We start from the raw sequence: 26,358 nt of genomic DNA, 5'->3' as shown, positions 1-26,358 counted from the left end.
TTAGTTATTCTGAATGTCTTTGCCCTTAATCGCTACCGTGCCCGAGGCGCTGATATTGATCTCGGTGCCGTTGATGGCGATGCTGCCATCGGCCTTCATCATCAGACTGGCCTTGCCCACCGTGATGGACAACGCGTCGCCAGCAGTGACCGCGATCTCGGTGCCGGCGCCAATGGAGATGGATTTGCCGACCGAGGTCGTCTGATTGCCACCGACCACGGTTGCCATGATCATGCCTACATTCAGGTTGTAACCAAGACCAACGTTTTCCATCCGGCCCATGCCGACGTTCTGCATGTAGGCCATGCCTATGGTTTCGGTCTTCATCTTGGTAACCTTGATCGACCAGTTCTTGCCGATCGTATCCTTCTCGTTCTTCACAACCGACTTGGTCCGGTTGCCGCCGATGTCGATGGTCTCGTTCTTGCCCACGTCCTCGCTGCGGTTGTCGCCGATGCTGATCTTCTCATCGTGGTCCACCCGCTCGCTGCGGTTGTTGTGGATCGTGATCGTTTCGTTGTTGTCGACGGTTTCAGTGCGGTCATGGTGCACGGTGATAGTCTCGTCACGGTTCACCGTTTCGGTGCGGTCCCGCTTGACGAGGGTGGTTTCGTCACGATCGATCGTTTTGCGGCGGTCGTTGCCCACCCATTTGTCCTCGTCGTGCTCGACTTCGGTCAGTTGGTCCTTTTCGGCGTGCAGCCAGAGCTGCTCCTTGCCTTTCATGTCTTCGAATCGCAAGGCGTTGGCGTTGTCGTAAGCGCCGCCCGGAGTTGAGCGCGACAGGATGCCGCTCTGCGTTTTGTTGGCTGGCAGCGGCCAAGGAGGCATGTTGTTCGCGTTGGGCACCATGCCGGTGATGATGGGCCGTGTCGGATTACCGTCGAGGAATTGAATGATGACCTCGGTGCCGATGCGCGGTATCGAGGTCATGCCGAAATTCGAACCAGCCCACGGGGTCGCCACGCGAATCCAGGCGGAGCTCTTTTCGTCGTTCGTGCCGACGCGATCCCAATGAAACTGCACCCGGACCCGGCCATATTCGTCCGTGTGAATTTCCTCGCCCTCAGGGCCAACCACCGTGGCCGTTTGCACGCCATGGATCTTGGTTTCGACACTGTTGTGATCGCGGCTTGCGCGATAAGGAATGATTTTCCGGATGCACGTCAGCCGATTCTGGTAGTGGGACTCCGCAGTCGTTCTAACGTGATAATTGTTCGATGCTCTGTGACACACCTCGGTGATCAGAAATTCGTTTGCCTGTGCATCCGCCGGTCCATCGCCGCAGTCGAAGTGCCCTGTGAGGCGGAACCACCGTCCCGGCATCGCGTACCGGCAGTTGCCCGCTCCATCGAATTGTTTGCCCGACGCTTCCACTTCCTCCACGCGCAGCTGGGCCAGCGTTCGTCCGCCCGCGCCGCCCTTGAACCCCAGCGCCCCGGTATATTCGTAGGATTCGATGTTGAGCACATCGCCCTGCTGATTAAGGCTTGGCAATGACGACAAGACTGGACTTGGCGACTTGAAATCGTAAGCGGCGAGCGCGACGCTGCCGACGACAAGCGACCGTCCGGGCGACCACTCGCCGATGCCATCCTCTTCCACCGATCCGCCGTGGCGTTGGAAAGGGACGACCGGCCCACCGTCGATCGGGAAAGCGCCGGTCGAGTCGTCCGACAGAATCAGGCTGTGTCCGGATGCCGTATGCTCGAACCAATAGATGATGCCATTGGCAACCCAGCGACGTTCCAGAAAATTGCGGTCGCTCTCGTCAAACTGGCAGCAATCGGTCAGCACATCGGTCGCGCCCTGTACGCGCCAGTCCCATTCGGCGAGCCCGCCATAGTCGGCGAAAATGCTGGCCGTCTGCTGGTACATTGTGGTGGAATGGAACAGGTAGTTATCTTTGCGCAGGGTGAGGTATTTATACCATGGGCCCAGTTTCGCCTCGTAGTAGGACACTCCGCCATCGACGGTTTTCAGCCCGAAGCTAAAGACCCTGCCAGTAAAGTAACGCATGGTGCCGTCTTTGCGGACCATTTGCACGCACATCATCTTGCCCTGCAACGCCTTGAGCGGAATGTTTGGATCATCAGCAAGTAACTCGACGGTAAATTCGAATGGTCTGGAGATGCATTCGTACGCCTCCAGTGCATTAACCACGAGCAAGCTTGAAGGCCCATCGCTGTTGGGGAACGAAAGCCGGAGCAAACGGTTATGTTGACGGCGATTAGCGAGATTTTGTAATGTCAACGAAGCTTCGCTCATGCCTGATTTCCTATCCATGATGGGTGGTCGTTATCGGTGGCAGCTATTTCTTCGGGCTGCGGCATCGGCAAGGTCTGGCCTGAAAAAGGTCGCTGACCTATCGTCCAACGAACTCAACATTTAACGGTAAACTTGATGGTGAGAATGTAAAAGCAAGAGGAAGGTCGTGCGATAGCGATTACTTCTTGGGCACACAACCTGAGTAGCACAACAATGTCATCATAGCATGATTAGCTCCAATTATTGATATTTTGTAACTATTCAGCCGCTACGCAGTTGGCCTGATCGGATCGCCAGCAAATGCGCGGCGCAGCACTTCCAGCATGCTGTGCCCCTGTTTCCGTAGAGTGTCGAGGCAGGAGCGAATGCTGCAGAAGTTGTCGGCGCCGGCGATGGTGCGGAAGCATCCCGATATTTTCTGTCTGACCTCGGACATACGCAACGCCGGCTCAGCGATGTTGTTCGTGAACGGGATGGTGGGCTCTGCAATGAACGCAAACCGTTTTGGTAAGGTAACTGGATGCACCACCCCGACCTCCTTGCCACCCTGCCGCCCGAGCTTCGCGACTATGTTCGCGGGCTAAAGGCGCACACGTCGGCGCTGCAGGAGCACACGTCGGCGCTGGAACAGCAAGCATCTGCGCTGGCGGCGCATGCGGCGGCGCTCGAAATGCAGGCGAGCGCCGTGCAAGCGCGACAAACATGAACTGCCCGAGGCAGAAAAGGTATGCGCTTGCTGCCATGGCGGCCTGCACCGCATGGCGAGGAAATCAGCGAACAGCTCGACATCATTCCAGCCACGGTCCAGGTGCTGCAGCACGTGCGCTTCAAATACGGCTGCCGCCACTGCGACCGCCACGCTGAAGCGAGCACGATCATCACCAGCCCAATGCCGGCTCAGCCGATGCCGGGCAGTATCGCCAGTGCCTCGACGCTGGCGACGGTGCTCACTGCCAAGTACGTCGATGGCACTCCCATGTATCGGATGCACGCAGCCCTGCTGCGCGGCGAAGTGGAGGTGGCACGCACCACGCTGTCGCAATGGGCGATCAAGGCCGGGGTGATGGCGACACCGCTGTATGAAGCAATGCGCCAGGTGCTGCGCCAGTGCCCGGTAATCCATGGCGACGAAACCAGGGTGCAGGTACTCAAGGAAGACGGGCGCAGCGCGCAAAGTCAGTCCTACATGTGGGCCTGTGGTATCGAGCCGTATGCCTACCTGCGCCATATTCTGACCGAGCTGCCATGCAGGCAAGCCGGCGCTGACGTCACCGATCTGCTGCCGTTTAATTTCAAGAAAAACTAAGCTGCGGGCCTGCTGGTCCGACGGTTTGAAACAGTCAAGGTGGGGTAAATCTCCCGCTTACCCATGACAGCACCATCACGAAGGCCATCAAGGGCCGCCGCGCGCGTCCTACCATCAGGTGAGAGAACGAAGCCCAGTCGCACTGGCACTGCTCGCCCGGCAGTGTGCGCAGACGCAGGTACGCTTCGACCGCGTTGCGAGGACGGTGGCGCGCGACCTGACGCCGGAAATAGTCGAGCCCGCCCACATAGCCGCGTTCGCGCACCATGCCGTACAGACGGCTTGCCGTGAGCTGCGGATATTTCTCCAGCGTCTGCAGGATGAGCGGCGGGTAGTCGTCGATCAACGCCGCCCGCTGCGAAGCAATGCGCGGCAGGCCCGCTTGCGCCAGCACCCGTTCGACAGTGCTGTAATGCACGCCGAGATGGCACACGATGGTGCCGCAACGCCATTTCTCGGCATGGTAAAGGCGTAGTATCTGCACCGTTGTTTCAAGGTGAATGGCCACTGTTGCCTCCTTGGCGGCGGCCGGCTGCCCGCTTACGGCGCTTAAGCAACGCGACCGCACAAGAAATTCAATCGCATGAACACCGAGCACGGCCGTCCGTAAAGATGACAGCACCGTGTCCGCCCCGCCGGCACAGCGGGCACCGCAATTGCGGCAGCTACGATCACGCCCAAGCACAACAGCAGTAAAGCATCCGGAGCCGGTGCGGGGGGACTGTTATGCGTCACTATTTGCTTTTTGGCGCGATAGCGGCGCATCCGTTCGGCATGCCTGGCACGGCCCCGGCGGGTGCTTTGGTAGCGCCGGCCGGCGGCTTCAGCGATAGGCGTCTGGCTGTAAGAGCGCAGTCCTCGCCGCAATACTGCTGGCCGCGATCACAGGCACTGCATATGCACACCTGCTTGCGGCATCTGGCGCACAGGAAGAGGCGGGCCACAGTCTCCATCGGCTTGCTCCGTCAAGCCGGACAAAGATGAACAACAGGGTCTTCCAGGGAGATACTTCAAGGGCATCCCTTGCTCTGGAATGCAGGGCGCGACACGGTTAAACTTGCCGGTTTTGGATGTCGCGCCCGCCTCTGTGCGGCAATACCGTTTTACCCCTCCCCGCAGTCCATATCATCCCCGCAACTATTCTTGGCGCAAACGCAACACATCAGTGGCCCATCGAGAAGCTGACGCCAGTGGCGCGCCATGTCGTCCGGCAGGACGGCGGCCGGACCCCGACTGCGCCGGGGCAAGCGACGGCATGGCGCGAAGCACGTCTGCGCAGGTCATGCTCAGTAAAGGCGTCTACAGGAAGGGGATGGCGCACGCCAGTGCCAGTGATCGCCGCTGATGGCGGGCTGATCGGAGGGAGTCGGAGGGGAAACCGCCAGCAAAAACCAAATTTACGCGCTTTTCAAAGCCCGTCCCCCCGTTCGCGAACGGATACTAAACGTGGGTGAGCACTTCAGTGACTGTGTACGGAAGTGTCTCGCGGGGGCGTTACTGCCTAACACAGCGGAAATGCTGGAGCGGCTGGTCTTCACGGAGAACGAAAAGATGTTTTTATGTGACACGGTACCGATGCCAGCCCGTGACCGCCGTATGAGGTAGATCATGCCCAGACGGCTATCGTGAGACCAGACCCGACATTAATGGATTTTGTATTATAATATTTATACAAAACTCATTGGCTTATGACATGCCTAATGCATCCAATAAAACTGTAGGTACAGGCGGCAATGAGGAAACAATGCTTGTTGCTGACGTCGCCTGCTTCCTGCACGCAGATGCTGAGACGATCATGCAGTTAGCCCGCGCCGGCCTGCTGCCTGGCACCAGGGTTGGAAAGGCCTGGATTTTCCTGCGCGCGGACGTCCTAACTTTTCTCCGCGCCAAAATAGATGAAGATACTGCAGCACGGCGAGTCAATGCTCAGAACACCGCCCCGGCCGCAGTGCTAATGACTAAGCCGAAGCGTAGCGCACCGCCTGCTCTACCCGCTCTCTCCTGCTTGCCACTACCGCGCGACACCACCAAGTGAGCTACCACAATCGCGCTGCCAGGTCGCTCCCTCGCAAGCTGGCATAGCGTTTCAGCATTCGCAGATCACGGTGGCCAGTGATTTTAGCGATCAATACATCCGACAGCGTGGTCTTCTCGTACAGTCGGCATGTCGCTTCATGCCGAAGGTCGTGAAAGCCGAAGTCCTCCACTTTTGCTGCAGTAAAGTGCGCTTTAAACTTGGCCGACAAATCCGCGGTGGTCGCGTCAAGTACGTAGACAGACGCATCCCCGCTCCAGAACGGAAACAGCCGGCCCTCACGCTTCGCGATATGGTCCGCATTCGCCGACATGTACTCGGCGAGTAGCGCCAGCGCGGGCGTGGAAAGCGGAACTTGGCGGTCGTCCCCATTCTTCGTCCGCTCAAGATGAATTGTCCGCTTCTTGGTGCTCACCTGGCCGACAAGCAGCGTATAGCACTCGCGCATACGCATCGCCGTTTCCAGCGCAAGAATGAAGAAAGTCCGTTCGGGAGACGCATCCGCAAGAACTGCAAGCACACGCTCCTCTTCCTCAGGATCGAGACGTCGATCACGCTCCGTATCCACTTTCACAGTACCGCCGTTCGCCAGGACATGCCGTTCATCGTCCACGGAATAGGCAGCGAAGCCGCGTTTAAGCAAACGCAGAGGATTCTGTGCAAGGATTTCCGGGCGCGTTCGAAGGATCCAGTCAAGACAGCGCGCCAACGCGCCATGGCGATGCCGGATCGTGGACGGAGCCAGGTTGAGCTGCCGTTTCATGGTACGAATCCAGCTCTCGGCCCACTCAAAATTCATGTTGGCACTGGTCACGCCCAACATCTGATTTTCGATGGTGCCGAGGAGCTTGGTTTCCGATACCGGTAACGTATTGGCACGGACATACTCAGCTATGCATCGCTTCAGCGACCAGGACGTCGACGGGCCCTTGCGCGGCTCTAGCAGACTTGCTGGCACAATGCCTTGCGCCAGCAAGCCATCAAGCTGCTGCCCATAACGCTTTGCCTCTTCGAAAGTGTCAAACGTGGCCCAGAATGTTTTGGGCAACAGTTTGTTCTTCACGCTAAGCTGGAAGGTACCTGAGGGAGTGGTTTTTATCGAGGCCATGAATCCAACATAGGATTCAAACGCTGAAAAGTCAAACGGCCAGTAGGCCGTTTTGATGGAGGCGCACCTCCCGTGCCGGGAGGTGCAACCCTTGTTCGAACCAGCTCATAGTGAGCTAAGTCCTTGATTTTCTGGAGGCGAGGACGGGAATCGAACCCGTCTAAACGGCTTTGCAGGCCGCTGCATAACCTCTTTGCTACCTCGCCAGAGACTTGCTGCGCCACCCTCGGTGGGGTGACAAAAAAAGGAAGCGATGCTTCCCTTTCGAATTCTGGAGCGGGAGAAGAGTCTCGAACTCTCGACCTCAACCTTGGCAAGGTTGCGCTCTACCAACTGAGCTACTCCCGCATTGGAGTCTTGCATTTACTAATTACGGCCAATCCCGAAAACTGGAGCGGGAGAAGAGTCTCGAACTCTCGACCTCAACCTTGGCAAGGTTGCGCTCTACCAACTGAGCTACTCCCGCATTGGAGTCCTGCATTTTACTACTTACTGCCACTGAAAGCCAGCGCCTGAAAACTGGAGCGGGAGAAGAGTCTCGAACTCTCGACCTCAACCTTGGCAAGGTTGCGCTCTACCAACTGAGCTACTCCCGCATTGGAGTCCTGCATTTTACTACTTACTGCCACTGAAAGCCAGCGCCTGAAAACTGGAGCGGGAGAAGAGTCTCGAACTCTCGACCTCAACCTTGGCAAGGTTGCGCTCTACCAACTGAGCTACTCCCGCATTGGAGTCCTGCATTTTACTACTTACTGCCACTGAAAGCCAGCGCCTGAAAACTGGAGCGGGAGAAGAGTCTCGAACTCTCGACCTCAACCTTGGCAAGGTTGCGCTCTACCAACTGAGCTACTCCCGCATTGGAGTCCTGCATTTTACTACTTACTGCCACTGAAAGCCAGCGCCTGAAAACTGGAGCGGGAGAAGAGTCTCGAACTCTCGACCTCAACCTTGGCAAGGTTGCGCTCTACCAACTGAGCTACTCCCGCATTTTTCAAGACCATGATTATCGCAGAAACTAAGCAATATTTCAAGGATAAGCTACGATGTTTTCTCCAAGTATCTGGAGCGGGAGAAGAGTCTCGAACTCTCGACCTCAACCTTGGCAAGGTTGCGCTCTACCAACTGAGCTACTCCCGCTTTGTTACAACATCGTCACAACAGGGCGGCATTATAGAGGATCTGAACTGCCTGTCAAGGATCGATAGCCGATTTCGACGATCAATCCATCATGCCGCCCTTTTCCTTGATCAGCGGCCAGGCCAGGCGCATGTAGTAAAACATCGACCAGACGGTCAGCACGGCGGCCAGGATCATCAGGTATTCGCCCAGCTGCTGGGTGTCGATGAAGCGGAACAGCATGTCGTGCCACAGCAGCAGCGGGATGGCGGTCATCTGGGCGGCGGTCTTGATCTTGCCGATCGAGCTGACCGCCACCGAACGCGAGGCGCCGATCTGCGCCATCCATTCGCGCAGCGCCGAAATGGCGATCTCGCGCCCGATGATGATGAAGGCGATGAAGTGGTCGACCCGGTCCAGGTGCACCAGCACCAGCAGCGCGCCGGCCACCATCAGTTTGTCGGCCACCGGGTCGAGGAAGGCGCCGAAGGCCGAGGTCTGGTTCCAGCGGCGCGCCAGGAAGCCGTCGAACCAGTCGGTGACGGCGGCGATGACGAAGACCAGCGTGGCCGCCATGTCCTGGTCGGAGCGCGGCAGCCAGTGGATCGGCAGGTAGTACACGCCGACCACGAGCGGAATCAGGGCTACACGTAACCAGGTCAGGAGAATCGGGATATTAAAGGGCATAGAGGGGGGCGCACTGGTTAAGCGTTGATAGATGCTTGCGCCGCTAGTCTACCTTGCCCACGGTGTTTTAACCAGTTTGGACCGTGCGCGCCGCCCCATGCGCACGGCCCGCGTCAATACCGTCAGTGCAGCTGCTTGTAGATCTCTTCGGCCAGCTGGGTCGAAATGCCTTCCACCGACATCAGGTCTTCGACGCTCGCATCGACCACGCCGCGCAGGCCGCCGAAGCGCGCCAGCAGCTTCTGGCGGCGCTTGGCGCCGATGCCCTCGATCTCTTCCAGGCGCGAGGTCTGGCGCGTCTTGGCGCGCTTGGCGCGCATGCCGGTGATGGCAAAGCGGTGCGCCTCGTCGCGGATCAAGGCGACCAGCATCAGCGCCGCCGATTCCTTGCCCAGTTCCTGCGAGGCGCGCCCGTCGACGAACATCAAGGTCTCCAGGCCGACCCGCCGCCCTTCTCCCTTGGCCACGCCGACGATCAGCGAGATGTCCAGGCCCAGTTCGGCGAACACCTGGCGCGCCATTTCGATCTGGCCCTTGCCGCCGTCGATCAGCACCACGTCGGGCATGACGCCGTCGCCGTTGGCGACCTTTTCGTAGCGCCGCATCAGGACCTGGCGCATGGCCGCGTAATCGTCGCCCGGCGTGATGCCGTTGATGTTGTAGCGCCGGTACTCGCCGTTCTGCATGGCGTGGTGATGGAATACCACGCACGAGGCCTGGGTCGCCTCGCCCTGCGTGTGGCTGATGTCGAAGCACTCGATGCGCAGGGCATCGAGGTCGGTGGCGTCGAGCGCCAGCGCTTCGGCCAGGGCGCGCGTGCGCGACTGCTGCGAGCCCTGCTCCGACAGCAGGCGCGCCAGCGAAATGTCGGCGCCCTTCTGCGCCATCTCCAGCCACTGGCGGCGCTGTCCCTGCGGCTGGAAGATCAGGTTGATGCGGTGCCCGCATTGTTCGGTCAGCGCCAGCATCAGGGCCGGCTGGTCGAATTCGATATTCAGGATCAGCACCCCGGGAATGAACTTTTCGCTGTAGTGCTGCGCCAGGAAGGCGGCCAGCACTTCGACCTCGATCGAGCCTTCCGCAATCGCGGCGGCGTCGCTGACCTGGGTCGGGAAATAGGCGCGGTCGCCCAGGTGGCGCCCGCCGCGCACCATGGCCAGGTTGACGCAGGCGCGCCCGCCCTGCACCACCACGGCGATGATGTCGACATCGGCGTCGCCGCCGGTCTCCATGCTTTGCTGGTGCAGCACGCGCGCCAGCGACTGGATCTGGTTGCGCACGGCGGCGGCCTGCTCGAATTTGAGTTCGCCCGCAAACGCGTGCATCTTCGCTTCCAGGTCGGCCATCACTTCGCCCTGGCGCCCGCGCAGGAATTTGGCGGCGTTGTCGACATCGATCTTGTACTGCTCGCGCGTGACCAGGTCCACGCAGGGGGCGCTGCAGCGGCCGATCTGGTGCAGCAGGCAGGGGCGCGTGCGGTTCGCATACACGCTGTCCTCGCAGGTGCGCAGCATGAACACCTTCTGCAGGATCTGCATCGATTCCTTGACCGCCCAGGCGCTCGGGAACGGCCCGAAATACTGGTTCTTCTTGTCGACCGCGCCACGGTAGTAAGCCATGCGCGGCACGTCCTGGCCGGTGATCTTCAGGTAGGGATAGGACTTATCGTCGCGGAACAGGATGTTAAAACGCGGCTTGAGCGTCTTGATCAGGTTATTTTCGAGGATCAGCGCTTCGGCCTCGCTGTGCGTGACGGTGGTCTCCAGGCGCGCGATGCGCTCGACCATCATGGCGATGCGCGGGCTGGACAGATTCTTCTGGAAGTAGCTCGACACGCGTTTTTTCAGGTCGCGTGCCTTGCCCACGTACAGGACCGCATCGTTGGCGTCGAAATAGCGGTACACGCCCGGCAGGCCGGGGAGTTTGGCGACGGTGGCCAGCACCTGTTCGCGCGCGGCCGCGGCCGCCGCGCCGGGGTCGGCGACGGGCGCCGCGGCGTCTGGAAGTTCGGGAGTCACATCGGTCATTGCAGAATCAATCCGGTTCAGGTCAATCAGGCTTGCCGGGTGACGATCACGAAGGCGACGCCGTATTCGGCTTCATCGCTCACCGTCACCTGGGCAGTGAGCCCATTTTGCCGCATAAAGTCGGCCAGCGCGCCACTGCACACCATCACGGGCTGGCCGGCGGGGGTGTTGAGCATCTGGGCGCGGCGCCAGGCCATCGGCTCGCGCAGGCCCAGGCCGAGCGCCTTGGAAAACGCTTCCTTGGCCGCGAAGCGCGTGGCCAGGTAGCGCACCCCGCGCACCGGGTTCTGTTCGCGGCGCTGGCGGAACACCGCCAGTTCGTCTTCGCCCAGGATCCTGGCGGCGAAACGCTCGCTGCGCGCCAGCGCCGCGTCGATGCGCGAGACCTGCACGATGTCGGTGCCGATCCCGTAGATCATCGCGCCGGCCGGGTCACGTCCGGGCGTACGCGGCCAGGCGCGCCGCGACCATGATCGCCTTCATCTCGCGCACCGCGTTCTCGAAGCCGGCAAACAGCGCGTGCGCGACGATCGCGTGGCCGATATTGAGTTCGCCGATATCGGCGATGGCGGCAATCGCCTGCACGTTCTGGTAATGCAGGCCGTGGCCGGCGTTGACCTTCAGGCCGCGCGCGGCGCCGAAACGCGCGCCTGCGCGGATGCGCTCCAGTTCATGCGCCAGTTCATCCTGCCCCGCTTCGGCGTAGCGGCCCGTATGCAGCTCGATCACCGGCACGCCGAGGTCGGCGGCGGCGCCGATCTGCGCTTCGTCGGCGTCGATGAACAGGCTGACGCGAATACCCTCGCCCTGCAGCTGCCTGACGGCCGCGTCGACTTCCTTGTAGTAGCGGATCACATCCAGGCCGCCTTCGGTGGTCACTTCCTCGCGCCGCTCGGGCACCAGGCACACGTCCTGCGGACGCACGGCGCAGGCGAAATCGATCATCTCGCGCGTGACGGCCGCTTCCAGGTTCATGCGCGTCATCAGTTGCGGACGCAGGGCGACCACGTCGGCATCCTTGATGTGGCGCCGGTCTTCGCGCAGGTGCAGGGTGATCACGTCGGCGCCGGCCTGTTCGGCCAGCATGGCTGCGCGCAGCGGGTCAGGATAGACGGTGCCGCGCGCATTGCGCAGGGTCGCCACGTGGTCGATGTTCACGCCCAGGTCGATGACCGGGCCATTCGGTTGGAGGAAGCTCATGATGGTTGCTCGGTTGCGTAGGTTTCAGGTTGCGTGATGAAGCTATAACTGCATCAGGTCGATCAGGATCTGGCGCGTGTTCAGGGACGCGCCGCCCAGCTGGTGCGCCAGCAGGAAGCGCAGCAGCAGCTTGCTCTGCGCCTGCGTCGCCGGGTCGCTGTAGTCTTCGCGCTCCATGTCGAGCAGGGTCTTGCCGCTCACCACAGGCCAGCTGTCGGAGGCGCGTGCCGGACGCGCGCCGCGCTCGGGGTCGACCACGTAGTCGCCGTCCGCGTCGACCCTGGCGCGGGTCGCGGTGCAGCGGCTCAGGTCGGCGGCCACGCCTGTCTCTTTCAGTAAGGCGCGTTCGAATTTTCGCAAGACCACCGGCGCCGGTTCGTCGTGCGCCAGCTGGTTCAGGGTCGAGACGTAGTGGTCGAACAGGGCCGGATGCGGGTCGTCGCGCGCGATCAGCTTGACCAGCAGTTCGTTGAGGTAGAAGCCGCACAGCAGCGCGGTCTTTTCGAGGGGGAGCATGCCGCCCACCCAGTCGGCGTCGATCAGGGTGCGCAGCTCGGACTTGCCGCTCCACGCGGCCTGCAGCGGCTGGAAGGTCTGCAGCACGCCGCGCAGTTTCGACAGCGGCCGCTTGGCGCCCTTGGCGACCAGGCCCACGCGGCCGAAGTCGCGCGTGAACATGTCGACGATCAGGCTGGTTTCTTTGTAGGGATAACTGTGCAGCACGAAGGCCGGCTGGCCGCTGACCTTCTCCACGCGCTGGGGCGCGCGCCGCCTGGCGGGCGCCAACGGCGCTGCGACGGTCGCGGCGGGCGCCGCGCCCGATGGTACGGCGACGGTCAGGTCGGCGTCGTTGGTGGGCATGCGGGCCGCGGCTGCGCCTTACTCGTAGCCGTAGGCGCGCAGGCCGGCTTCGTTGTCGGCCCAGCCGGATTTGACCTTGACCCAGATTTCCAGGTACACCGGGCCGCCGAACAGCTTTTCCATGTCCAGCCGCGACTGGGTCGACACTTCCTTCAGGCGCGCGCCCTTGTTGCCGATGACCATGGACTTGTGGGTGTCGCGCTCGACCAGGATGGCGGCGAACACGCGCCGCAGATCGCCTTCCTGCTCGAATTTTTCGATCAGCACCGTGCTGGTGTACGGCAGTTCGTCGCCAACCAGGCGGAACAGCTTTTCGCGCACGATTTCGGAGGCGAGGAATTTTTCGCTGCGGTCGGTAATGTCGTCCGGGCCGAAGATCGGCGCGTTTTCCGGCAGGAAGCGCTTGATTTCATTTTGCAGGCCGTCGAGCTGGAATTTCAGCTTGGCCGAGACCGGCACGATGGCCGCAAAATCGTGCTTGGCCGCGATCTGCTGGGCGAAGGGCATCAGCGCCGCCTTGTCCTTGACCCGGTCCGATTTGTTGATGACCAGGATGCACGGCACGTCCTTGGGCAGCAGGTCGATCACTTGCTGGTCGGCCGGCCCGAAGGTGCCCGCCTCGATCAGGTACAGGATCACGTCGGCCGAAATGAGGGTGTTGGTGACGGTCTTGTTGAGCGTCTTGTTGAGCGCGTTCGAATGGCGCGTCTGGAAGCCGGGCGTGTCGACGTAGATAAACTGGGCGTCGTCCACGGTCTGGATGCCGGTGATGCGGTGGCGCGTGGTCTGGGCCTTGCGCGAGGTGATCGAGACCTTGGCGCCGATCAGCACGTTCATCAGGGTCGATTTGCCCACGTTCGGGCGGCCGACGATGGCGATATAGCCACAACGGAAGTTTTCTGGGGTGCTTGTGGCGTTCATGCTGATTTCGTTTCCGGATGCGGGTGTTTAGCGGGTTTGGCGTCGGCCGGCACGCCATTGTCGTCATCGCCGTCGCCATCGCTCTGGATGGTGGCGATGCCGGCCAGCTTGAGCTGGGCGGCGCGCGGCTTGGCCTTGCGCCCGGCCGGCGGGGTTTTGAGCAGGGCTTGCTCGGCCACCTCGAGCGCGAGCTTGGCGGCGGCCTGTTCGCCGGCGCGGCGGCTGCCGCCACGGCCGTAGACCTGGATGCCGAGCTTGGGCACCAGGCATTCGATTTCGAATTCCTGGCTGTGCGCGGCGCCATGGGTGGCCACCACGTTGTAGGTCGGCAGCGAGATTTTTTTGCTTTGCAGGAATTCCTGCAGCAAGGTCTTGGCATCCTTGCCCAGGGTGCGCGGGTCGACCGTGTCGAGGATCGGAATGTAGAAGGCGCGGATGACGTCGCGCGCGGCATTGAAGCCGGCATCGAGGAAAATCGCGCCCAGCAGCGCTTCGAGGGTGTCGGCCAGGATCGAGGGACGGCGGAAACCGCCGGACTTGAGCTCGCCCTCGCCCAGGCGCAGGAACTGCGACAGTTCCAGCTTCTGGGCGATTTCGTAGAGCGATTGCTGCTTGACCAGGTTGGCGCGCAGGCGCGACAGGTCGCCCTCGTCGATGGCGGCAAAGCGCTCGTACAGGACCGATGCCACCACGCAGTTCAGGATCGAATCGCCGAGGAACTCGAGGCGCTCGTTATGCAAACTGCTGTGGCTGCGGTGCGTCAAGGCTTGCTGCAACAGGCCAGCATCCTGGAACGTATACCCTAAGCGCGTTTGCAATAACTGAAGATTCATGTGTCGGATTTCTTGGTTGGACTGCCTTAACGGACGGGTTCTACTAGTTTTTCAGGGATTTTTCCGCTCGGATCGGTGGTGCCCGAATAATCGATCATCAGGCTGACATTGGTAAACAGCGGAATGGTGGCGGTGTAGGCGAAGGCGACCTGGGTTTCGCCGGTCTCCTTGGTAATGATCAGATCCGTGCCCTTGATGATATCGATGCGGTTGATATTGGCATGGTTGTTGAACGCCATCTGGATCTCGCGCACCGAGCCGTCGGCCTTCTTGGCCGCCATGATGCCGGCCTTGATGGCGCGGTACTCCACGATGGTCGGGAACACTTTCATGGCAAACATGCCGACAACGAGAATAATGCCGAGCACAAAAATCAAGCCCACCAGCGAGACGCCTTGCTGTTTTGCCAGATTGGCCGGTTTCGGTCCGTACATAATCGATTCCCTGTAACGTTAGTGAATGCTGCCGATGCGTTTCAGACTGCTGAAATTCATCCAGACGAAAAATGCCTTGCCGACGATATTCTTGTTCGGGACAAAACCCCAGTAACGGCTGTCGGCGCTGTTGTCGCGGTTATCGCCCATCATAAAGTAATTGCCCGGCGGCACCACACACGTAAACTGCTCGGCACTGTAAGTACATGCTTCGTGCTGCGGGAAATTCTTGACCTGGTCCGGGTTGTAGGTCAACTTGCCGGGCTCGTTGAGGATGCGGTGCGGCGGCTCGGACAGGTTTTCCGTGAATTGCTTATGGTACACGAGCTTTTCATCGTCGAGGTAGTCGTCCAGCGGCGCGTAAGCGAGCTCCTTGCCGTTCACCGACAGGCGCTTGTTGGCGTAGGTGATTTTATCACCGGGCACGCCCACCACCCGCTTGATGTAATCCTGCGACATGTCTTCCGGGTATTTGAACACCATCACATCGCCGCGCTGCGGATCGTTGACGTCGATCACCTTCTGGTTCAGCACCGGCAGGCGGATGCCATAGGTGAACTTGTTTACCAGGATCAGGTCGCCGATCATCAGGGTCGGCACCATCGAACCCGAAGGAATCTTGAACGGTTCGTACAGGAAGGAACGCAGGATGAACACCAGCGCGATCACCGGGAAGAAGCTGCCCGAGTATTCGATCCAGGTCGGCTGGCGCAGGATGGCCGCCTCGATCGACTGGCGGCTGGTGTTGTCGACCTTGATGCCTTCGGCGGTCAGCTTGGCGTTGCGCGCGTCGAAGGCGGCCAGCGCCGCATCGGCCGCGACACGCCGCTGGCGCGCGAAGTAAAACACATCCAGGCACCAGATAATGCCCGTGAGCACCATCGCCACGAACAGGATCAGTGCAAAGTTCCCTAAGATAAACTGCAGGTTCATTTATCGTCCACTTGTAAAATTGCCAGGAACGCTTCTTGTGGAATTTCCACCGAACCGACCTGCTTCATGCGTTTTTTACCGGCTTTTTGTTTCTCAAGCAATTTCTTCTTGCGGCTGATATCGCCGCCGTAGCACTTGGCCAGCACGTTCTTGCGCAGGGCCTTGACGTTTTCGCGCGAGATCACGGTGGCGCCGATGGCGGCCTGGATCGCCACGTCGAACATCTGGCGCGGAATCAGTTCGCGCATCTTGGCGGCGACCTGGCGGCCGCGGAACTGGCTGTTGGCGCGGTGCACGATGATCGCCAGCGCATCGACTTTTTCGCTGTTGATCAGCATGTCGACCTTGACCACGTCGGAGGCCCGGTATTCCTTGAACTCGTAATCCATCGAGGCATAGCCGCGCGAGGTCGACTTGAGGCGGTCGAAGAAGTCGAGCACGATTTCGGCCATCGGCATTTCGTAGATCAGCTTGACCTGGCGCCCGTGGTAGCTCATGTCCATCTGGATGCCGCGCTTGCCGATACAGAGGGTGATGACCGAGCCCACGTATTCCTGCGGCATGTACAGATTGACCGTGACGATCGGCTCGCGCACTTCCTCGATCTTGGACGGGTCCGGCATCTTGGACGGATTGTCGACCCGGATCAGGGAGCCGTCGCGCATGATGACTTCGTACACCACGGTCGGGGCCGTGGTGATGAGGTCCATGTCGAATTCGCGTTCCAGGCGTTCCTGCACGATTTCCATGTGCAGCAGGCCGAGGAAGCCGCAGCGGAAGCCGAAGCCCAGCGCCTGCGATACTTCCGGCTCGTACATCAGGGCCGCGTCGTTGAGCTTGAGCTTTTCGAGCGAGTCGCGCAGGGCGTCGTACTGGTTCGCTTCGACCGGGAACAGGCCGGCGAACACCTGCGGCTGGACTTCCTTGAAGCCCGGCAGCGGCGCCGGCGCCGGCTTGGCGGCGTGGGTGACGGTGTCGCCCACCTTGGCGGCCTTGAGTTCCTTGATGCCGGCGATCACAAAACCGACCTGGCCTGCGGAAATCTGCGGCAAGGATTGCGATTTCGGGCTGAACACGCCGACGCTCTCGACCAGCTGCACCGATTCGGAGGCCATCAGCAGGATCTTTTCTTTCGGTTTCAGGGTGCCGTTGATCACGCGCACCAGCATCACCACGCCGACGTAGTTATCGAACCAGGAGTCGACGATCAGCGCCTGCAGCGGCGCGTCCGGGTCGCCCTTCGGCGGCGGCACCCTGGCGATCAGCGATTCGAGCACGTCTTCCACGCCCATGCCGCTCTTGGCCGAGCACTTGACGGCGTCGGCCGCATCGATCCCGATCACGTCTTCGATCTCGGCGATCGCGTTGGCCGGATCGGCGTGCGGCAAGTCGATCTTGTTGAGGACCGGCACCACTTCCACGCCCAGGTCGAGCGCGGTGTAGCAGTTGGCCACGGTTTGCGCTTCCACGCCCTGGGAAGCGTCGACCACCAGCAGCGCGCCTTCGCAGGCCGACAGCGAGCGCGACACTTCATAGCTGAAGTCGACGTGGCCCGGGGTGTCGATCAGGTTCAGGTTGTACACCTGGCCGTCGCGCGCCTTGTAATGCAGGGCCGCGGTCTGGGCCTTGATGGTGATGCCGCGCTCGCGCTCCAGGTCCATCGAATCGAGCACCTGGGCTTCCATGTCGCGGTCGGACAGGCCGCCGCAGATCTGGATGATACGGTCGGCCAGGGTCGATTTGCCGTGATCGATGTGGGCGATGATGGAAAAGTTACGTATGTTGTTCATTAATGCAATTCAAAACCAAGTAGGGAAGGACGACATTCGGGGTGGTCGCGCGCTCTTTCTGTGCCGGCTTGCCATGATGGGGCGACGCTCCCCATATGAAAAAAGCGCTCCGTGGGGGCCATGGCAATCCCCAGGCGAGCGCCTTATCAAGCAAGAGAAGCTGTCAAGCTCAGGACAGAAGCTATTTCCGACCCCCGCATTTTACCGGATTTCAAGGTAGAAAGCCGGCTTAATCCCGAATTCCGCGTAAACATTGTTAAATCAATACATCGAACGTGGCAAGGTAGCTGCGCACCGCCGCCTCATCGAGGAAGTAGTGGCACAGTTCGGGTTTGGACAGGTCGCCGAACAGGATCGGCACCAGTTCGTCGAAGCGCGCGACCAGGGCCGGGTCGGCATCGACGTCGATGACGTCCACGGCGAAGCGGACGGTGTCGGTTTGCAGGGCGTTGAGGGCGGCGAGCAGGTCGTCGCACAGGTGGCAGTAAACGCGGGAATACAGGGTGAATCGGATCATGGGACGGCGTGGTGGAAAGGAAAAAACGGCGGGCGCGCGGCCCGCCGGCGATGCTTGCTGCAAGGCTTACTGGCGCGGGCGGATCACCACGTACTGGGTGGTCTCGTCGCGCCGCACCAGCACGGCGGCGCTTTTCTTGGGATCGAGCTTGGCGACCATGGCGTTGAACTGCCTGGCGTCCTTGACCTCGACATTGTTCAATTGCAGGATCAGGTCGCCCGGCCGCAGGCCGGCGCGCGCCGCCGCCCCTTCGCTGGCGTCGACCAGCACGCCGCCGCTCAGGTCCAGCTCCTTGCGCTGTACCTCGCTCAGGTCGGACACGTGCAGCCCGACCGCGTTGGCGACCTGCTCGGGGGCCGGCTTCTTGACGGCGGGCTTGCGCGCGGCCTTGTCGTCGTCGAGGGCGACGATATTGACGGCGATCTCTTTCTGCTGGCCCTGGCGCCACACGGTGACGACAGCCTTGCTGCCCACCGCCGTCGAGCCGACCAGGCGCGGCAGGTCGGCGGTGCGCTCGATGTCCTGGCCGTTGAATTTGAGGATGATGTCGCCGACCTTGATGCCGCCCTTGTCGGCCGGCCCGCCCGCTTCCACGCGCGCCACTTCGACGCCGCGCGCCTTGCCCAGCCCGAGCGACTCGGCCACTTCCTTGCTGACCTCGCCGATTTCGACGCCCAGGCGGCCGCGCGTGACCCTGCCGGTCTTCTTGAGCTGGTCGGCCACGCGCATCGCCTCGTCGATCGGCACAGCGAAGGAAATCCCGTTGTAGCCGCCGGACAAGGTGGCGATCTGCGAATTGATGCCGATCACTTCGCCGCGCATATTGATCAGGGGGCCGCCCGAGTTGCCGGGATTGACCGCCACGTCGCTCTGGATCAGCGGCAGGTATTCGCCGGTGTCGCGCGACTTGGCCGAAATGATGCCGGCCGTAACGGTGTTATCGAGGTTGAACGGCGAACCGATGGCGATCACCCATTCGCCGACGCGGATCTTGCCGGAGTCGCCGATGGTCAGGCTGGGCAGCTTTTGCGCCTCGAGCTTGAGCACGGCCACGTCGGAGCGCTTGTCGGTGCCGAGCACCTTGGCCTTGAATTCGCGGCGGTCGGTCAGGGTGACCAGCACTTCGTCGGCGCCATCGACCACGTGGGCGTTGGTCAGCACGAAGCCGTCGGCGGAAATGAGAAAGCCCGAACCGACCCCGCGCTGCACTTCTTCCTCCTGCGGCTGCTGGGGCGAACGGCGGCCGCGCGGATCCTGGCCGCGCGGGACCGCGCCGCCGAAGAAGCGGCGCAGGAATTCCTGCATCTCTTCCTCGCTGGGACTGCCCTGCCCCTGCTTGAGTTTTTCGGTGGTGCGGATATTCACCACCGCCGGCCCGACCTTGTCGATCAGGTCGGTAAAATCGGGCAAGCCGGTGACCAGCGGCGCACCGGCCGGCGCGGCGGCGTGCGCGGCGGGAACGAAGGCCAGGGCCGAGCCGGCGATAAACAGGGCGGAGAGGAGCTTGTTGCCAGCGGAAAGTGTCATGGTCATCGGAGTGAGGAATCGGAACAAAGATTGACGTTATGGTAAGCCAAAACGCCAAGCTTGTCGCGCCATGCCGCGCGTGATGGGTGGCGGGCGGCGTTTTTGCCGGAAAACGCCGCCGCCGCCGGTGCTTCGGCAGGCTCAGGAGGCCGAGGGGATGGGCGGTTTGACCTTGGCGAGCGGCGTCGACTCGGCCTTCGAATCGGCCTTCGAATCGGCCTTCGAATCGGCCTTCGAATCGGCCTTCGAATCGGCCTGTGAATCGGACATCCCATCGGACATCCCATCGGGTACCCCATCGGGCGGCGCGCCGGTCGCGCCATCGCCCGCGCCGTCCAGCGCGCCGGTGGCGGCCGCCTGGACCGCGGCGATCGACACCGCCGCGGCCCCCGCCGCGATGCTGGCCTCGGCCGCCGCTGCGGCGCCGGCATCGAGCGCATCGAGCGCCTCGTCCGGGGCCTCGGTCAGCGCCTGGACGTCGGGGTCGAGCGGGCTCTCGCCGATCGCGCCGGCACGCCCGCCGGCGATGCCGGTGACGGGACCTGCCGCGCCGGCCGCCACCGCCACGGCCGGCGGCGGCACCGGCGGAGCGCGCCGTTCGAGCGCCTCGGCCGGGGCGCGCGCCAGGCGCCGGCCCGGCGAGGGCTCGGCCGCCAGGCGCGCCGCCAGCTTGCCGGCAAAGTCGGCCGACAGGTGCGGCGCGCCCTGCTCGCGGATCACGTCGCGGATGCGATGGTAGGCATGCCAGGCGTGCTCGCCCTCGGCCGAGCGCAGCGCGTCGTCGGGCAGCGTGGAAGGCGACAGTTCGTGGTCGCTGAACGCCGAGATCTTTTCCCGGATGGTTTTCGGAATGTCCATCGATAATTCCATCACTGTGAGTGTGACCAAAAGTTAACCGATTAGAGCATGCATTGCTACACCTATCGTCGTGTGTCACCCGGGTAATCGAGCAAGGGCCTCAACTTCTCGGCAATCACTTCGCGGGCCCGGAAAATCCGGCTTCGCACGGTACCGATCGGACATGACATGACTTCGGATATTTCCTCGTAGCTCAAGCCTTCAATTTCGCGCAGGACAATCGCGGTCCGCAATTCCAGCGGCAACGCTTCCATCGCGGCATTGACCGTATACGCGATCTGCTTGCTTGCCAACACCGATTCCGGAGTGTTGATGTCTCGCAAACTTTCCGCATCGTCAAACGCTTCGGCGCGCTCGGCATCGGCCTCGGTCGAGGTCGGGGCACGCCTGCCCTGTGTGACGAGAAAATTCTTCGCCGTATTGATTCCGATCCGGTACAGCCAGGTATAGAAAGCGGAATCCCCCCTGAAGTGCCGCAAGGCACGATAAGCCTTGATAAATGTTTCTTGAACGACGTCCTCGGCTTCGGCCGGATCATGCACCAGGCGCGACACCAGCCGCATCAGCCTGCGCTGATATTTACTGACCAGCAGGTCGAACGCCTGCCTCTCGCCAGCCTGGACGCGCTCAACCAGCAGTTGATCACACTCGCGTTCTGTCGTCACTGACCCTGCCCTCTTGGCTGCGGCAGCGAACCGTCCCTACGTCGTTAGAGTTGGCCGCTTGCAATAAGTTCAAAGTATTTTGTTATTTCCGACAAATTGTTTGTCCCGCCCGGCAATGGCCCTGAGCGCCACCGATACTGCCCGGAACTGCGCGCGGGGCATGCTGTCCGGCCAGATGCACTGCACAAGAATGCGCTTGCTGTCGGGTGAACCCAGCAGCAGGAGCAGGCTGTGTTGCCACATAGTCGATCCGGGAAGCAATTGCAGCACATCTGCCTGGACCGGTACTGCGCCCAAGCTCTGTTGTACCGTCAGGCGAATCTCGCCGAGTCCAGAAATATCAATCCTGCGCCGCATTTCCCCCTGTGCCGATGCCCTCCATGCAAGCAATGCTGCCAAGGCGCAAGCCCCGGCGGACACTGCCGTCCAAACGCCGGCCGCGCCCATGCCCGCGGCCCAGCGCCAGACGAGCGCAAGGGCCACAGCCAGATGGAGCGCGGCATAGCCAAGCAGGACCAGACGCAACAAGCGCGACGGCCTGATGCAGGCGGAAACCGCAATCGACATAATCAGTAGGAAAGGTGCTGCGGGGCGCCAGTGCATCACGGTGCACTGGGCAGATCGGACCCCGGCGAGTGCCGCCGGCGTTTCATCGACGCCCACACTTGAGACAAGTGCGGACGCCGAAAGTTCAGACTAGGACGCGAATATTTTCCTGCGCGTCATTGCCCCCTGGACAGGGGTGCGCCAGGGGCTCAGGCCCTGCCGAAGACCAGGGTGCCGTTGGTGCCACCGAAGCCGAAGGAGTTCTTCACCGCGATGTCGATCTTCATCTCGCGCGCCGTGTTGGCGCAGAAGTCCAGGTCGCAAGCGGGGTCCTGCTTGAAGATGTTGATCGTCGGCGGCGAGATCTGGTGATGCATCGCCAGCACGGTAAACACCGCTTCCAGCCCGCCGGCGCCGCCCAGCAGGTGGCCGGTCATCGACTTGGTCGAGTTCACGACCAGCTTGGCGGCATGCTCGCCGAAGGTCTTCTTCAGGCCCTGCACTTCGGCCACGTCGCCCTGCGGCGTCGAGGTGCCGTGCGCATTCACATAATTGACCTGGTCGGCGTTGACGCCGGCATTGGCCAGGGCCGACTTCATGCAGCGGCTGGCGCCGCTGCCGTCTTCGACCGGGGCCGTCATGTGATACGCGTCGGCGCTCATGCCGAAGCCGAGCAGCTCGGCGTAGATTCTGGCGCCGCGCGCCTTGGCGTGCTCGTATTCTTCCAGCACCATCACGCCGGCGCCTTCGCCCAGCACGAAGCCGTCGCGGTCGACGTCCCAGGGACGCGAGGCGGTGGCCGGATCGTCGTTGCGCGAGGACAGCGCGCGTGCCGAGGCGAAACCGCCCAGGCCCAGCGGCGAAATGGTCGCTTCGGCGCCGCCGGCGATCATCACGTCGGCATCGCCGTACTCGATCAGGCGGCCGGCCGCGCCGATGCTGTGCAGGCCGGTGGTGCAGGCCGTGACGATGGCCAGGTTCGGTCCGCGCAAGCCGTATTCGATCGACAGGTTGCCCGAAATCATATTAATGATCGAGGCCGGGACGAAGAACGGCGAAATGCGGCGCGGGCCGCGCTTGCTGTAATCTTCCTTGGTGTCTTCGATCAGCGGCAGGCCGCCGATGCCGGACCCGACGATCACGCCGATGCGGTCGGCATTCTCTTCGGTGACGACCAGTCCGCTGTCGCGCATGGCCTGCATGCCCGCCGCCATGCCGTAATGGATAAACGTATCCATGTGGCGGGCATCCTTGGCCGAGATGTAATCCTCGATATTGAAACCCTTGACTTCGCCCGCGAAGTGGGTCGAAAAAGGCTGCGCATCAAACCTGGTGATGTTGGCAATGCCCGACTTGCCGGCCAGTGCGGCGTTCCACGTATCGGCAACCGTGTTGCCGATTGGTGAAACGGCGCCCAGCCCGGTGATGACGACACGACGATTTCGTGAACGGCTCAAGCGATTCTCCCGAGAAAATTGTAAAACTTAGGCCTTGACGTGCGCCGTGGCGTAGTCGATTGCCTGTTTCACGGTGGTGATCTTTTCAGCTTGTTCGTCAGGGATTTCCATTTCGAATTCGTCTTCCAGCGCCATCACCAGTTCGACGGTGTCGAGGGAATCTGCGCCGAGGTCGTCAACGAACGAGGATTCGATTTTGATGTCTACTTCTGCAACGCCCAGTTGCTCAGCGACGATTTTTTTAACGCGTTGTTCGATATCCGACATGTTATGGCTCCATTGTGTGTGTTACGGAAAGTGCGCGCATTTTATCAGGTTTGCGCGGTGAAAAACTAATTTCGGTGTCTGCCGCAAATTCCACCGATCATACTGCTAAATGACGAGAATTCCCTTTATTCTCTCCGTGCGCAGGCTCGCAAATGGGAGCGGGCAAAGGGATTTCAACATCAATTCATATACATTCCGCCGTTCACGTGCAGGGTCGTGCCCGTGATATACGCCGCCTGCGGCCCCGCCAGGAAGGCGACCGCGTGCGCGATGTCTTCCGGCGCGCCCAGGCGCCCCAGCGGAATCTGCGTCAGCAAGCCGGCGTGCTGCTCGGCGTTCAGGGCACGGGTCATATCGGTATCGATAAAGCCCGGGGCGATGCAGTTCACCGTAATGTTGCGGCTGCCGATCTCGCGCGCCAGCGCCCGGCTCATGCCGGCCACGCCGGCCTTGGCGGCCGCGTAATTCATCTGTCCCGCGTTGCCGGCCGAGCCGACCACCGAGGTGATATTAATGATACGCCCATGCTTCGCTTTCATCATCCCGCGCAGGACCGCGCGCGACAGGCGCCCCACGGCCGACAGGTTGGTGGCGATGACGCTGTCCCATTCCTCGTCCTTCATGCGCATGGCCAGTTGGTCCTGGGTGATGCCGGCATTGTTGACCAGGATCGACAGGCTGCCGAAACCCTTCTGCACCTCGTCGATGACTGCCGCGCAGGCCGCCGCGTCGGTCACATTCAGGACCGTGCCCTTGCCGCCGAACTCGGCCAGGTAGGCCGAGATGGCCTCGGCGCCGGCGGCGCTGGTGGCGGTGCCGACCACCTTGGCGCCCTGGCGGGCCAGTTCGAGTGCGATGGCCTTGCCGATGCCGCGCGATGCGCCCGTAACCAGGGCGACTTGATTTTCCAGATTCATTGATATCCTTTTGTTCGAATGTTGCGCGATACTGCGCTTGACCGGATCAGGCCTGATTGAGGCTGCTCAATACGCGTTCCAGCGAAGCCTGATCGACCAGCGCCTCGCCCACCAGTTGCGCATCGATGCGCTTGGCCATGCCGATCAGCACCTTGCTCGGCGCCGATTCGATCACCAGGCCGACGCCGTCGGCCGCCATCTTTTGCATGGTTTCGACCCAGCGCACCGCGCCGGCCGCCTGGCGCACCAGCGCATCCTTGATCGCGTCCGGATCGTTCAGGATAGTCACGTCGACGTTGTTGATCAAGTCGATGCGCGGCGCGGCGAAAGGCACGTCCTTCAGGTAGTCGCGCAGGCGGTCCGACGCCGGTTTCAGCAACGAGGAATGGAACGGCGCCGACACCGCCAGCTTCATGGCGCGCTTGGCGCCCTTGGCCTTGGCCAGTTCGCAGGCGCGCTCGACCGCACCATTGTGGCCGGCGATCACGATCTGGGTCAGTTCGTTGAAATTGACGGCCTCGACCGTCTCGCCCGGACTGGCGGCGGCCGCCTCGGCGCACACTGCGCGCACATCGCCGGCCGCCAGGCCGAGGATCACGGCCATGCCGCCCTGCCCGACCGGCACCGCTTCCTGCATGGCCTGGGCGCGGAAGCGCACCAGCGGCACCGCATCCTTGAAGGCGATCACGCCGGCGGCGACCAGGGCCGAATACTCGCCCACGCTGTGGCCGGCCACCACCGACGGCACGGCGCCGCCGGCCGCGATCCAGGCGCGGTACACGGCGACCGAGGCGGTCAGCATGATCGGCTGGGTGTTGGTGGTCAGGTCCAGCTCTTCCTTGGGACCGTCGGCGATCAGCTTGCCGAGGTCGAAGCCGAGCGCTGCGTTGGCTTCGGCGATGGTTTGCTCGACCACGGGATTGCCGGCGAAGCCGTTCAGCATGCCGATGGCTTGCGAACCCTGGCCGGGAAAGACGAACGCGAATTTACTCATGGGATGATGTCCTCCTGTTTTGTTTTTATGGCGGCATCCGCACCAAGGACTGGTGCGGGCAAGAAATGTGGGGGAGCGGCAGGCTGGGCGCGGCCCTTACATGCGCGCCAGCACGGCGCCCCAGGTAAAGCCGCCGCCCACGCCTTCCATCATGACGTTGTCGCCGGCCTTGATGCGGCCGTCGCGCACGGCGATGTCGAGCGCCAGCGGGATCGAGGCGGCCGAGGTATTGCCATGCTGGTCGACCGTGACCACCATTTTTTCGAGCGGCAAGCCGAGTTTCTTGGCCGTGCTTTTCATGATGCGGATATTCGCCTGGTGCGGCACCAGCCAGTCGACCTTGTCGGCCGCCATGCCGGCGTGCTCCAGCACTTCCTTGGCCACCTGTTCGAGCACGGTGACAGCCAGCTTGAAGACGGCCGGGCCGTCCATGTACAGGAAACCGCTGCCGGCGATGGCGCCGCCGGCCAGGGTGCCCGGCACGCTGAGGATGTCCGCATGGCGGCCGTCGGCGTGCAGCTTGGTCGACAGGATGCCCGGCGTTTCCGAGGCGGTCAGGACAATGGCGCCGGCGCCGTCGCCGAACAGCACGCAGGTGGTGCGGTCGTTAAAGTCGAGGATGCGCGAAAACACTTCGGCGCCGATCACCAGCACGTTCTTGTGCGCGCCCGACTTGATGAAGGCGTCCGCCACCGACACCGCGTACACGAAGCCGCTGCAGACGGCCTGCACATCGAAGGCGGCGCTGTTGTTATGCATGCCGAGCTTGCGCTGGACGATGCAGGCGGTGCTGGGAAAGCTGCCGTGGAAGTCGGGCGTCGAGCTGGCCACGATGACGAGGTCGATGTCTTCGGCCTGCTTGCCGGCCATGTCCAGCGCCTGTTTGGCGGCCGCGACCGCCAGGTCGGAGGACAGCTCGTCGGGCGCCGCGTAATGGCGGTTCGAAATGCCGCTGCGCGAGACGATCCACTCGTCCGAGGTTTCGATGCCCTTGGCCGCCAGTTGCTCGGTCAGGTCGCCGTTGGAGACGCGCTTGGCCGGCAGATAGCTGCCGGTGCCGATAATTTTACTGTACAAGGTCATGCTGGCCG

27 protein-coding genes and 8 tRNA genes are annotated in these 26,358 nt (G+C 62.0%); 3 read left to right on the top strand and 32 right to left on the bottom strand.

The window, feature by feature from the left end; genetic code table 11:
* Together EJB06_RS17370 and EJB06_RS17365 are read right to left on the bottom strand one after the other, a co-directional pair.
* Nucleotides 1–2,268, bottom strand: coding sequence for a type VI secretion system Vgr family protein (locus EJB06_RS17370; RefSeq protein WP_229427134.1), 2,268 nt, complete (start codon nt 2,266–2,268; stop codon nt 1–3).
* 268 nt (nt 2,269–2,536) lie between these two features.
* Nucleotides 2,537–2,794, bottom strand: coding sequence for an IS66 family transposase (locus EJB06_RS17365; protein ID WP_370660135.1), 258 nt, complete (start codon nt 2,792–2,794; stop codon nt 2,537–2,539).
* Between EJB06_RS17365 and EJB06_RS17360 the strand changes: the two genes are divergently transcribed.
* On the top strand, nt 2,789–2,974 hold the full coding sequence (locus EJB06_RS17360) for a hypothetical protein (RefSeq protein ID WP_126075268.1): 186 nt from the start codon (nt 2,789–2,791) through the stop codon (nt 2,972–2,974). The genes EJB06_RS17365 and EJB06_RS17360 overlap by 6 nt on opposite strands.
* A 21-nt stretch (nt 2,975–2,995) precedes the next feature.
* Nucleotides 2,996–3,574 (top strand): IS66 family transposase, encoded by a 579-nt coding sequence (locus EJB06_RS17355; RefSeq protein WP_126075267.1) that lies wholly within the window; start codon nt 2,996–2,998, stop codon nt 3,572–3,574.
* Nucleotides 3,575–3,608: 34 nt separating this feature from the next.
* Here EJB06_RS17355 and EJB06_RS17350 read toward each other — a convergent pair whose 3' ends face one another.
* Nucleotides 3,609–4,082, bottom strand: a complete 474-nt coding sequence (locus EJB06_RS17350; protein WP_126075266.1) for a hypothetical protein — start codon at nt 4,080–4,082, stop codon at nt 3,609–3,611.
* A 1,185-nt stretch (nt 4,083–5,267) separates the two neighbouring features.
* On the opposite strand from EJB06_RS17350, the gene EJB06_RS33095 reads away from it, so the two are divergent.
* Entirely contained in the window at nt 5,268–5,609 is a 342-nt protein-coding gene (locus EJB06_RS33095) for a helix-turn-helix domain-containing protein (protein ID WP_126075265.1), read from the top strand.
* Between the two features lies 1 nt (nt 5,610).
* Here EJB06_RS33095 and EJB06_RS17340 read toward each other — a convergent pair whose 3' ends face one another.
* The 29 genes from EJB06_RS17340 to EJB06_RS17200 all read right to left on the bottom strand — a co-directional run bounded on the left by EJB06_RS17340 (nt 5,611) and on the right by EJB06_RS17200 (nt 26,350).
* Entirely contained in the window at nt 5,611–6,672 is a 1,062-nt protein-coding gene (locus EJB06_RS17340) for a site-specific integrase (protein ID WP_164557949.1), read from the bottom strand.
* A 177-nt stretch (nt 6,673–6,849) separates the two neighbouring features.
* Nucleotides 6,850–6,923 (bottom strand) — tRNA-Cys (locus EJB06_RS17335).
* Between the two features lie 66 nt (nt 6,924–6,989).
* A tRNA-Gly gene (locus EJB06_RS17330) sits at nt 6,990–7,065 on the bottom strand.
* A gap of 42 nt (nt 7,066–7,107) precedes the next feature.
* Nucleotides 7,108–7,183, bottom strand: a tRNA-Gly gene (locus EJB06_RS17325).
* Nucleotides 7,184–7,237: 54 nt separating this feature from the next.
* Nucleotides 7,238–7,313, bottom strand: a tRNA-Gly gene (locus EJB06_RS17320).
* Between the two features lie 54 nt (nt 7,314–7,367).
* Nucleotides 7,368–7,443 (bottom strand) — tRNA-Gly (locus EJB06_RS17315).
* A gap of 54 nt (nt 7,444–7,497) precedes the next feature.
* Nucleotides 7,498–7,573, bottom strand: a tRNA-Gly gene (locus EJB06_RS17310).
* Nucleotides 7,574–7,627: 54 nt separating this feature from the next.
* Nucleotides 7,628–7,703, bottom strand: a tRNA-Gly gene (locus EJB06_RS17305).
* 75 nt (nt 7,704–7,778) lie between these two features.
* Nucleotides 7,779–7,854, bottom strand: a tRNA-Gly gene (locus tag EJB06_RS17300).
* Between the two features lie 81 nt (nt 7,855–7,935).
* Nucleotides 7,936–8,520 (bottom strand): CDP-diacylglycerol--glycerol-3-phosphate 3-phosphatidyltransferase, encoded by a 585-nt coding sequence (gene pgsA, locus EJB06_RS17295; RefSeq protein ID WP_126075263.1) that lies wholly within the window; start codon nt 8,518–8,520, stop codon nt 7,936–7,938.
* 122 nt (nt 8,521–8,642) lie between these two features.
* Nucleotides 8,643–10,547: an excinuclease ABC subunit UvrC gene (uvrC, locus tag EJB06_RS17290; RefSeq protein ID WP_126075262.1), complete on the bottom strand. Its 1,905-nt coding sequence runs from the start codon at nt 10,545–10,547 to the stop codon at nt 8,643–8,645.
* A gap of 26 nt (nt 10,548–10,573) precedes the next feature.
* Nucleotides 10,574–10,966, bottom strand: coding sequence for a holo-ACP synthase (gene acpS, locus EJB06_RS17285; RefSeq protein ID WP_126075261.1), 393 nt, complete (start codon nt 10,964–10,966; stop codon nt 10,574–10,576).
* Between the two features lie 13 nt (nt 10,967–10,979).
* On the bottom strand, nt 10,980–11,747 hold the full coding sequence (gene pdxJ / locus EJB06_RS17280; protein ID WP_126075260.1) for a pyridoxine 5'-phosphate synthase: 768 nt from the start codon (nt 11,745–11,747) through the stop codon (nt 10,980–10,982).
* Between the two features lie 42 nt (nt 11,748–11,789).
* Nucleotides 11,790–12,608 (bottom strand): DNA repair protein RecO, encoded by an 819-nt coding sequence (recO, locus tag EJB06_RS17275; RefSeq protein WP_126075259.1) that lies wholly within the window; start codon nt 12,606–12,608, stop codon nt 11,790–11,792.
* 18 nt (nt 12,609–12,626) lie between these two features.
* Nucleotides 12,627–13,529: a GTPase Era gene (gene era / locus EJB06_RS17270; RefSeq protein ID WP_126075258.1), complete on the bottom strand. Its 903-nt coding sequence runs from the start codon at nt 13,527–13,529 to the stop codon at nt 12,627–12,629.
* Nucleotides 13,526–14,362 carry a ribonuclease III gene (gene rnc / locus EJB06_RS17265; RefSeq protein ID WP_229427133.1) on the bottom strand — a complete coding sequence of 279 codons (837 nt, stop codon included), beginning with the start codon at nt 14,360–14,362 and terminating at the stop codon, nt 13,526–13,528. Before rnc ends, era begins: the two co-directional genes overlap by 4 nt.
* 26 nt (nt 14,363–14,388) lie before the next feature.
* Nucleotides 14,389–14,796 (bottom strand): DUF4845 domain-containing protein, encoded by a 408-nt coding sequence (locus EJB06_RS17260; protein ID WP_126075257.1) that lies wholly within the window; start codon nt 14,794–14,796, stop codon nt 14,389–14,391.
* A gap of 18 nt (nt 14,797–14,814) precedes the next feature.
* Nucleotides 14,815–15,729, bottom strand: a complete 915-nt coding sequence (gene lepB / locus EJB06_RS17255) for a signal peptidase I (RefSeq protein WP_126075256.1) — start codon at nt 15,727–15,729, stop codon at nt 14,815–14,817.
* Nucleotides 15,726–17,519: a translation elongation factor 4 gene (gene lepA, locus EJB06_RS17250; RefSeq protein ID WP_126075255.1), complete on the bottom strand. Its 1,794-nt coding sequence runs from the start codon at nt 17,517–17,519 to the stop codon at nt 15,726–15,728. The genes lepB and lepA overlap by 4 nt, the downstream gene beginning before the upstream one ends.
* Before the next feature lie 256 nt (nt 17,520–17,775).
* Entirely contained in the window at nt 17,776–18,036 is a 261-nt protein-coding gene (locus tag EJB06_RS17245) for a glutaredoxin family protein (RefSeq protein WP_126075254.1), read from the bottom strand.
* 66 nt (nt 18,037–18,102) lie between these two features.
* Entirely contained in the window at nt 18,103–19,563 is a 1,461-nt protein-coding gene (locus EJB06_RS17240; RefSeq protein WP_126075253.1) for a DegQ family serine endoprotease, read from the bottom strand.
* A 141-nt stretch (nt 19,564–19,704) separates the two neighbouring features.
* Entirely contained in the window at nt 19,705–20,421 is a 717-nt protein-coding gene (locus tag EJB06_RS17235) for a sigma-E factor negative regulatory protein (RefSeq protein ID WP_164557948.1), read from the bottom strand.
* 62 nt (nt 20,422–20,483) lie between these two features.
* Nucleotides 20,484–21,086, bottom strand: coding sequence for an RNA polymerase sigma factor RpoE (gene rpoE / locus EJB06_RS17230; RefSeq protein ID WP_126075251.1), 603 nt, complete (start codon nt 21,084–21,086; stop codon nt 20,484–20,486).
* A gap of 69 nt (nt 21,087–21,155) precedes the next feature.
* The gene (locus EJB06_RS17225) at nt 21,156–21,653 is read right to left on the bottom strand and encodes a protein YgfX (RefSeq protein ID WP_307720453.1); all 498 of its coding nucleotides are present in this window, start codon (nt 21,651–21,653) and stop codon (nt 21,156–21,158) included.
* Nucleotides 21,654–21,841: 188 nt separating this feature from the next.
* Nucleotides 21,842–23,089 carry a beta-ketoacyl-ACP synthase II gene (gene fabF, locus EJB06_RS17220; protein WP_126075249.1) on the bottom strand — a complete coding sequence of 416 codons (1,248 nt, stop codon included), beginning with the start codon at nt 23,087–23,089 and terminating at the stop codon, nt 21,842–21,844.
* 27 nt (nt 23,090–23,116) lie between these two features.
* Nucleotides 23,117–23,356: an acyl carrier protein gene (gene acpP / locus EJB06_RS17215; RefSeq protein ID WP_018059410.1), complete on the bottom strand. Its 240-nt coding sequence runs from the start codon at nt 23,354–23,356 to the stop codon at nt 23,117–23,119.
* A 179-nt stretch (nt 23,357–23,535) separates the two neighbouring features.
* Entirely contained in the window at nt 23,536–24,273 is a 738-nt protein-coding gene (gene fabG / locus EJB06_RS17210) for a 3-oxoacyl-ACP reductase FabG (protein WP_126075248.1), read from the bottom strand.
* Nucleotides 24,274–24,319: 46 nt separating this feature from the next.
* Nucleotides 24,320–25,267, bottom strand: a complete 948-nt coding sequence (gene fabD / locus EJB06_RS17205; protein ID WP_126075247.1) for an ACP S-malonyltransferase — start codon at nt 25,265–25,267, stop codon at nt 24,320–24,322.
* 96 nt (nt 25,268–25,363) lie between these two features.
* Nucleotides 25,364–26,350, bottom strand: coding sequence for a beta-ketoacyl-ACP synthase III (locus EJB06_RS17200; RefSeq protein WP_126075246.1), 987 nt, complete (start codon nt 26,348–26,350; stop codon nt 25,364–25,366).
* Between the last annotated feature and the right edge of the window lie 8 nt (nt 26,351–26,358).

It is taken from the genome of Massilia atriviolacea, from assembly GCF_003953935.1.
Taxonomy (GTDB): Bacteria; Pseudomonadota; Gammaproteobacteria; order Burkholderiales; family Burkholderiaceae_D; genus Telluria_A; species Telluria_A atriviolacea.
This window is presented reverse-complemented; position numbering and strand designations above follow the sequence as displayed.

Bases quoted from the DNA above. Each gene is read 5' to 3' on its own strand.
- EJB06_RS17370 (WP_229427134.1), bottom strand. From the start codon at position 2,268: ATGAGCGAAGCTTCGTTGACATTACAAAATCTCGCTAATCGCCGTCAA.
- EJB06_RS17360 (WP_126075268.1), top strand. From the start codon at position 2,789: ATGCACCACCCCGACCTCCTTGCCACCCTGCCGCCCGAGCTTCGCGAC.
- EJB06_RS17355 (WP_126075267.1), top strand. From the start codon at position 2,996: ATGCGCTTGCTGCCATGGCGGCCTGCACCGCATGGCGAGGAAATCAGC.
- EJB06_RS33095 (WP_126075265.1), top strand. From the start codon at position 5,268: ATGCCTAATGCATCCAATAAAACTGTAGGTACAGGCGGCAATGAGGAA.
- pgsA (WP_126075263.1), bottom strand. From the start codon at position 8,520: ATGCCCTTTAATATCCCGATTCTCCTGACCTGGTTACGTGTAGCCCTG.
- uvrC (WP_126075262.1), bottom strand. From the start codon at position 10,547: ATGACCGATGTGACTCCCGAACTTCCAGACGCCGCGGCGCCCGTCGCC.
- acpS (WP_126075261.1), bottom strand. From the start codon at position 10,966: ATGATCTACGGGATCGGCACCGACATCGTGCAGGTCTCGCGCATCGAC.
- pdxJ (WP_126075260.1), bottom strand. From the start codon at position 11,747: ATGAGCTTCCTCCAACCGAATGGCCCGGTCATCGACCTGGGCGTGAAC.
- recO (WP_126075259.1), bottom strand. From the start codon at position 12,608: ATGCCCACCAACGACGCCGACCTGACCGTCGCCGTACCATCGGGCGCG.
- era (WP_126075258.1), bottom strand. From the start codon at position 13,529: ATGAACGCCACAAGCACCCCAGAAAACTTCCGTTGTGGCTATATCGCC.
- rnc (WP_229427133.1), bottom strand. From the start codon at position 14,362: ATGAATCTTCAGTTATTGCAAACGCGCTTAGGGTATACGTTCCAGGAT.
- EJB06_RS17260 (WP_126075257.1), bottom strand. From the start codon at position 14,796: ATGTACGGACCGAAACCGGCCAATCTGGCAAAACAGCAAGGCGTCTCG.
- lepB (WP_126075256.1), bottom strand. From the start codon at position 15,729: ATGAACCTGCAGTTTATCTTAGGGAACTTTGCACTGATCCTGTTCGTG.
- lepA (WP_126075255.1), bottom strand. From the start codon at position 17,519: ATGAACAACATACGTAACTTTTCCATCATCGCCCACATCGATCACGGC.
- EJB06_RS17245 (WP_126075254.1), bottom strand. From the start codon at position 18,036: ATGATCCGATTCACCCTGTATTCCCGCGTTTACTGCCACCTGTGCGAC.
- EJB06_RS17240 (WP_126075253.1), bottom strand. From the start codon at position 19,563: ATGACACTTTCCGCTGGCAACAAGCTCCTCTCCGCCCTGTTTATCGCC.
- EJB06_RS17235 (WP_164557948.1), bottom strand. From the start codon at position 20,421: ATGGACATTCCGAAAACCATCCGGGAAAAGATCTCGGCGTTCAGCGAC.
- EJB06_RS17225 (WP_307720453.1), bottom strand. From the start codon at position 21,653: ATGTCGATTGCGGTTTCCGCCTGCATCAGGCCGTCGCGCTTGTTGCGT.
- acpP (WP_018059410.1), bottom strand. From the start codon at position 23,356: ATGTCGGATATCGAACAACGCGTTAAAAAAATCGTCGCTGAGCAACTG.
- fabG (WP_126075248.1), bottom strand. From the start codon at position 24,273: ATGAATCTGGAAAATCAAGTCGCCCTGGTTACGGGCGCATCGCGCGGC.
- fabD (WP_126075247.1), bottom strand. From the start codon at position 25,267: ATGAGTAAATTCGCGTTCGTCTTTCCCGGCCAGGGTTCGCAAGCCATC.
- EJB06_RS17200 (WP_126075246.1), bottom strand. From the start codon at position 26,350: ATGACCTTGTACAGTAAAATTATCGGCACCGGCAGCTATCTGCCGGCC.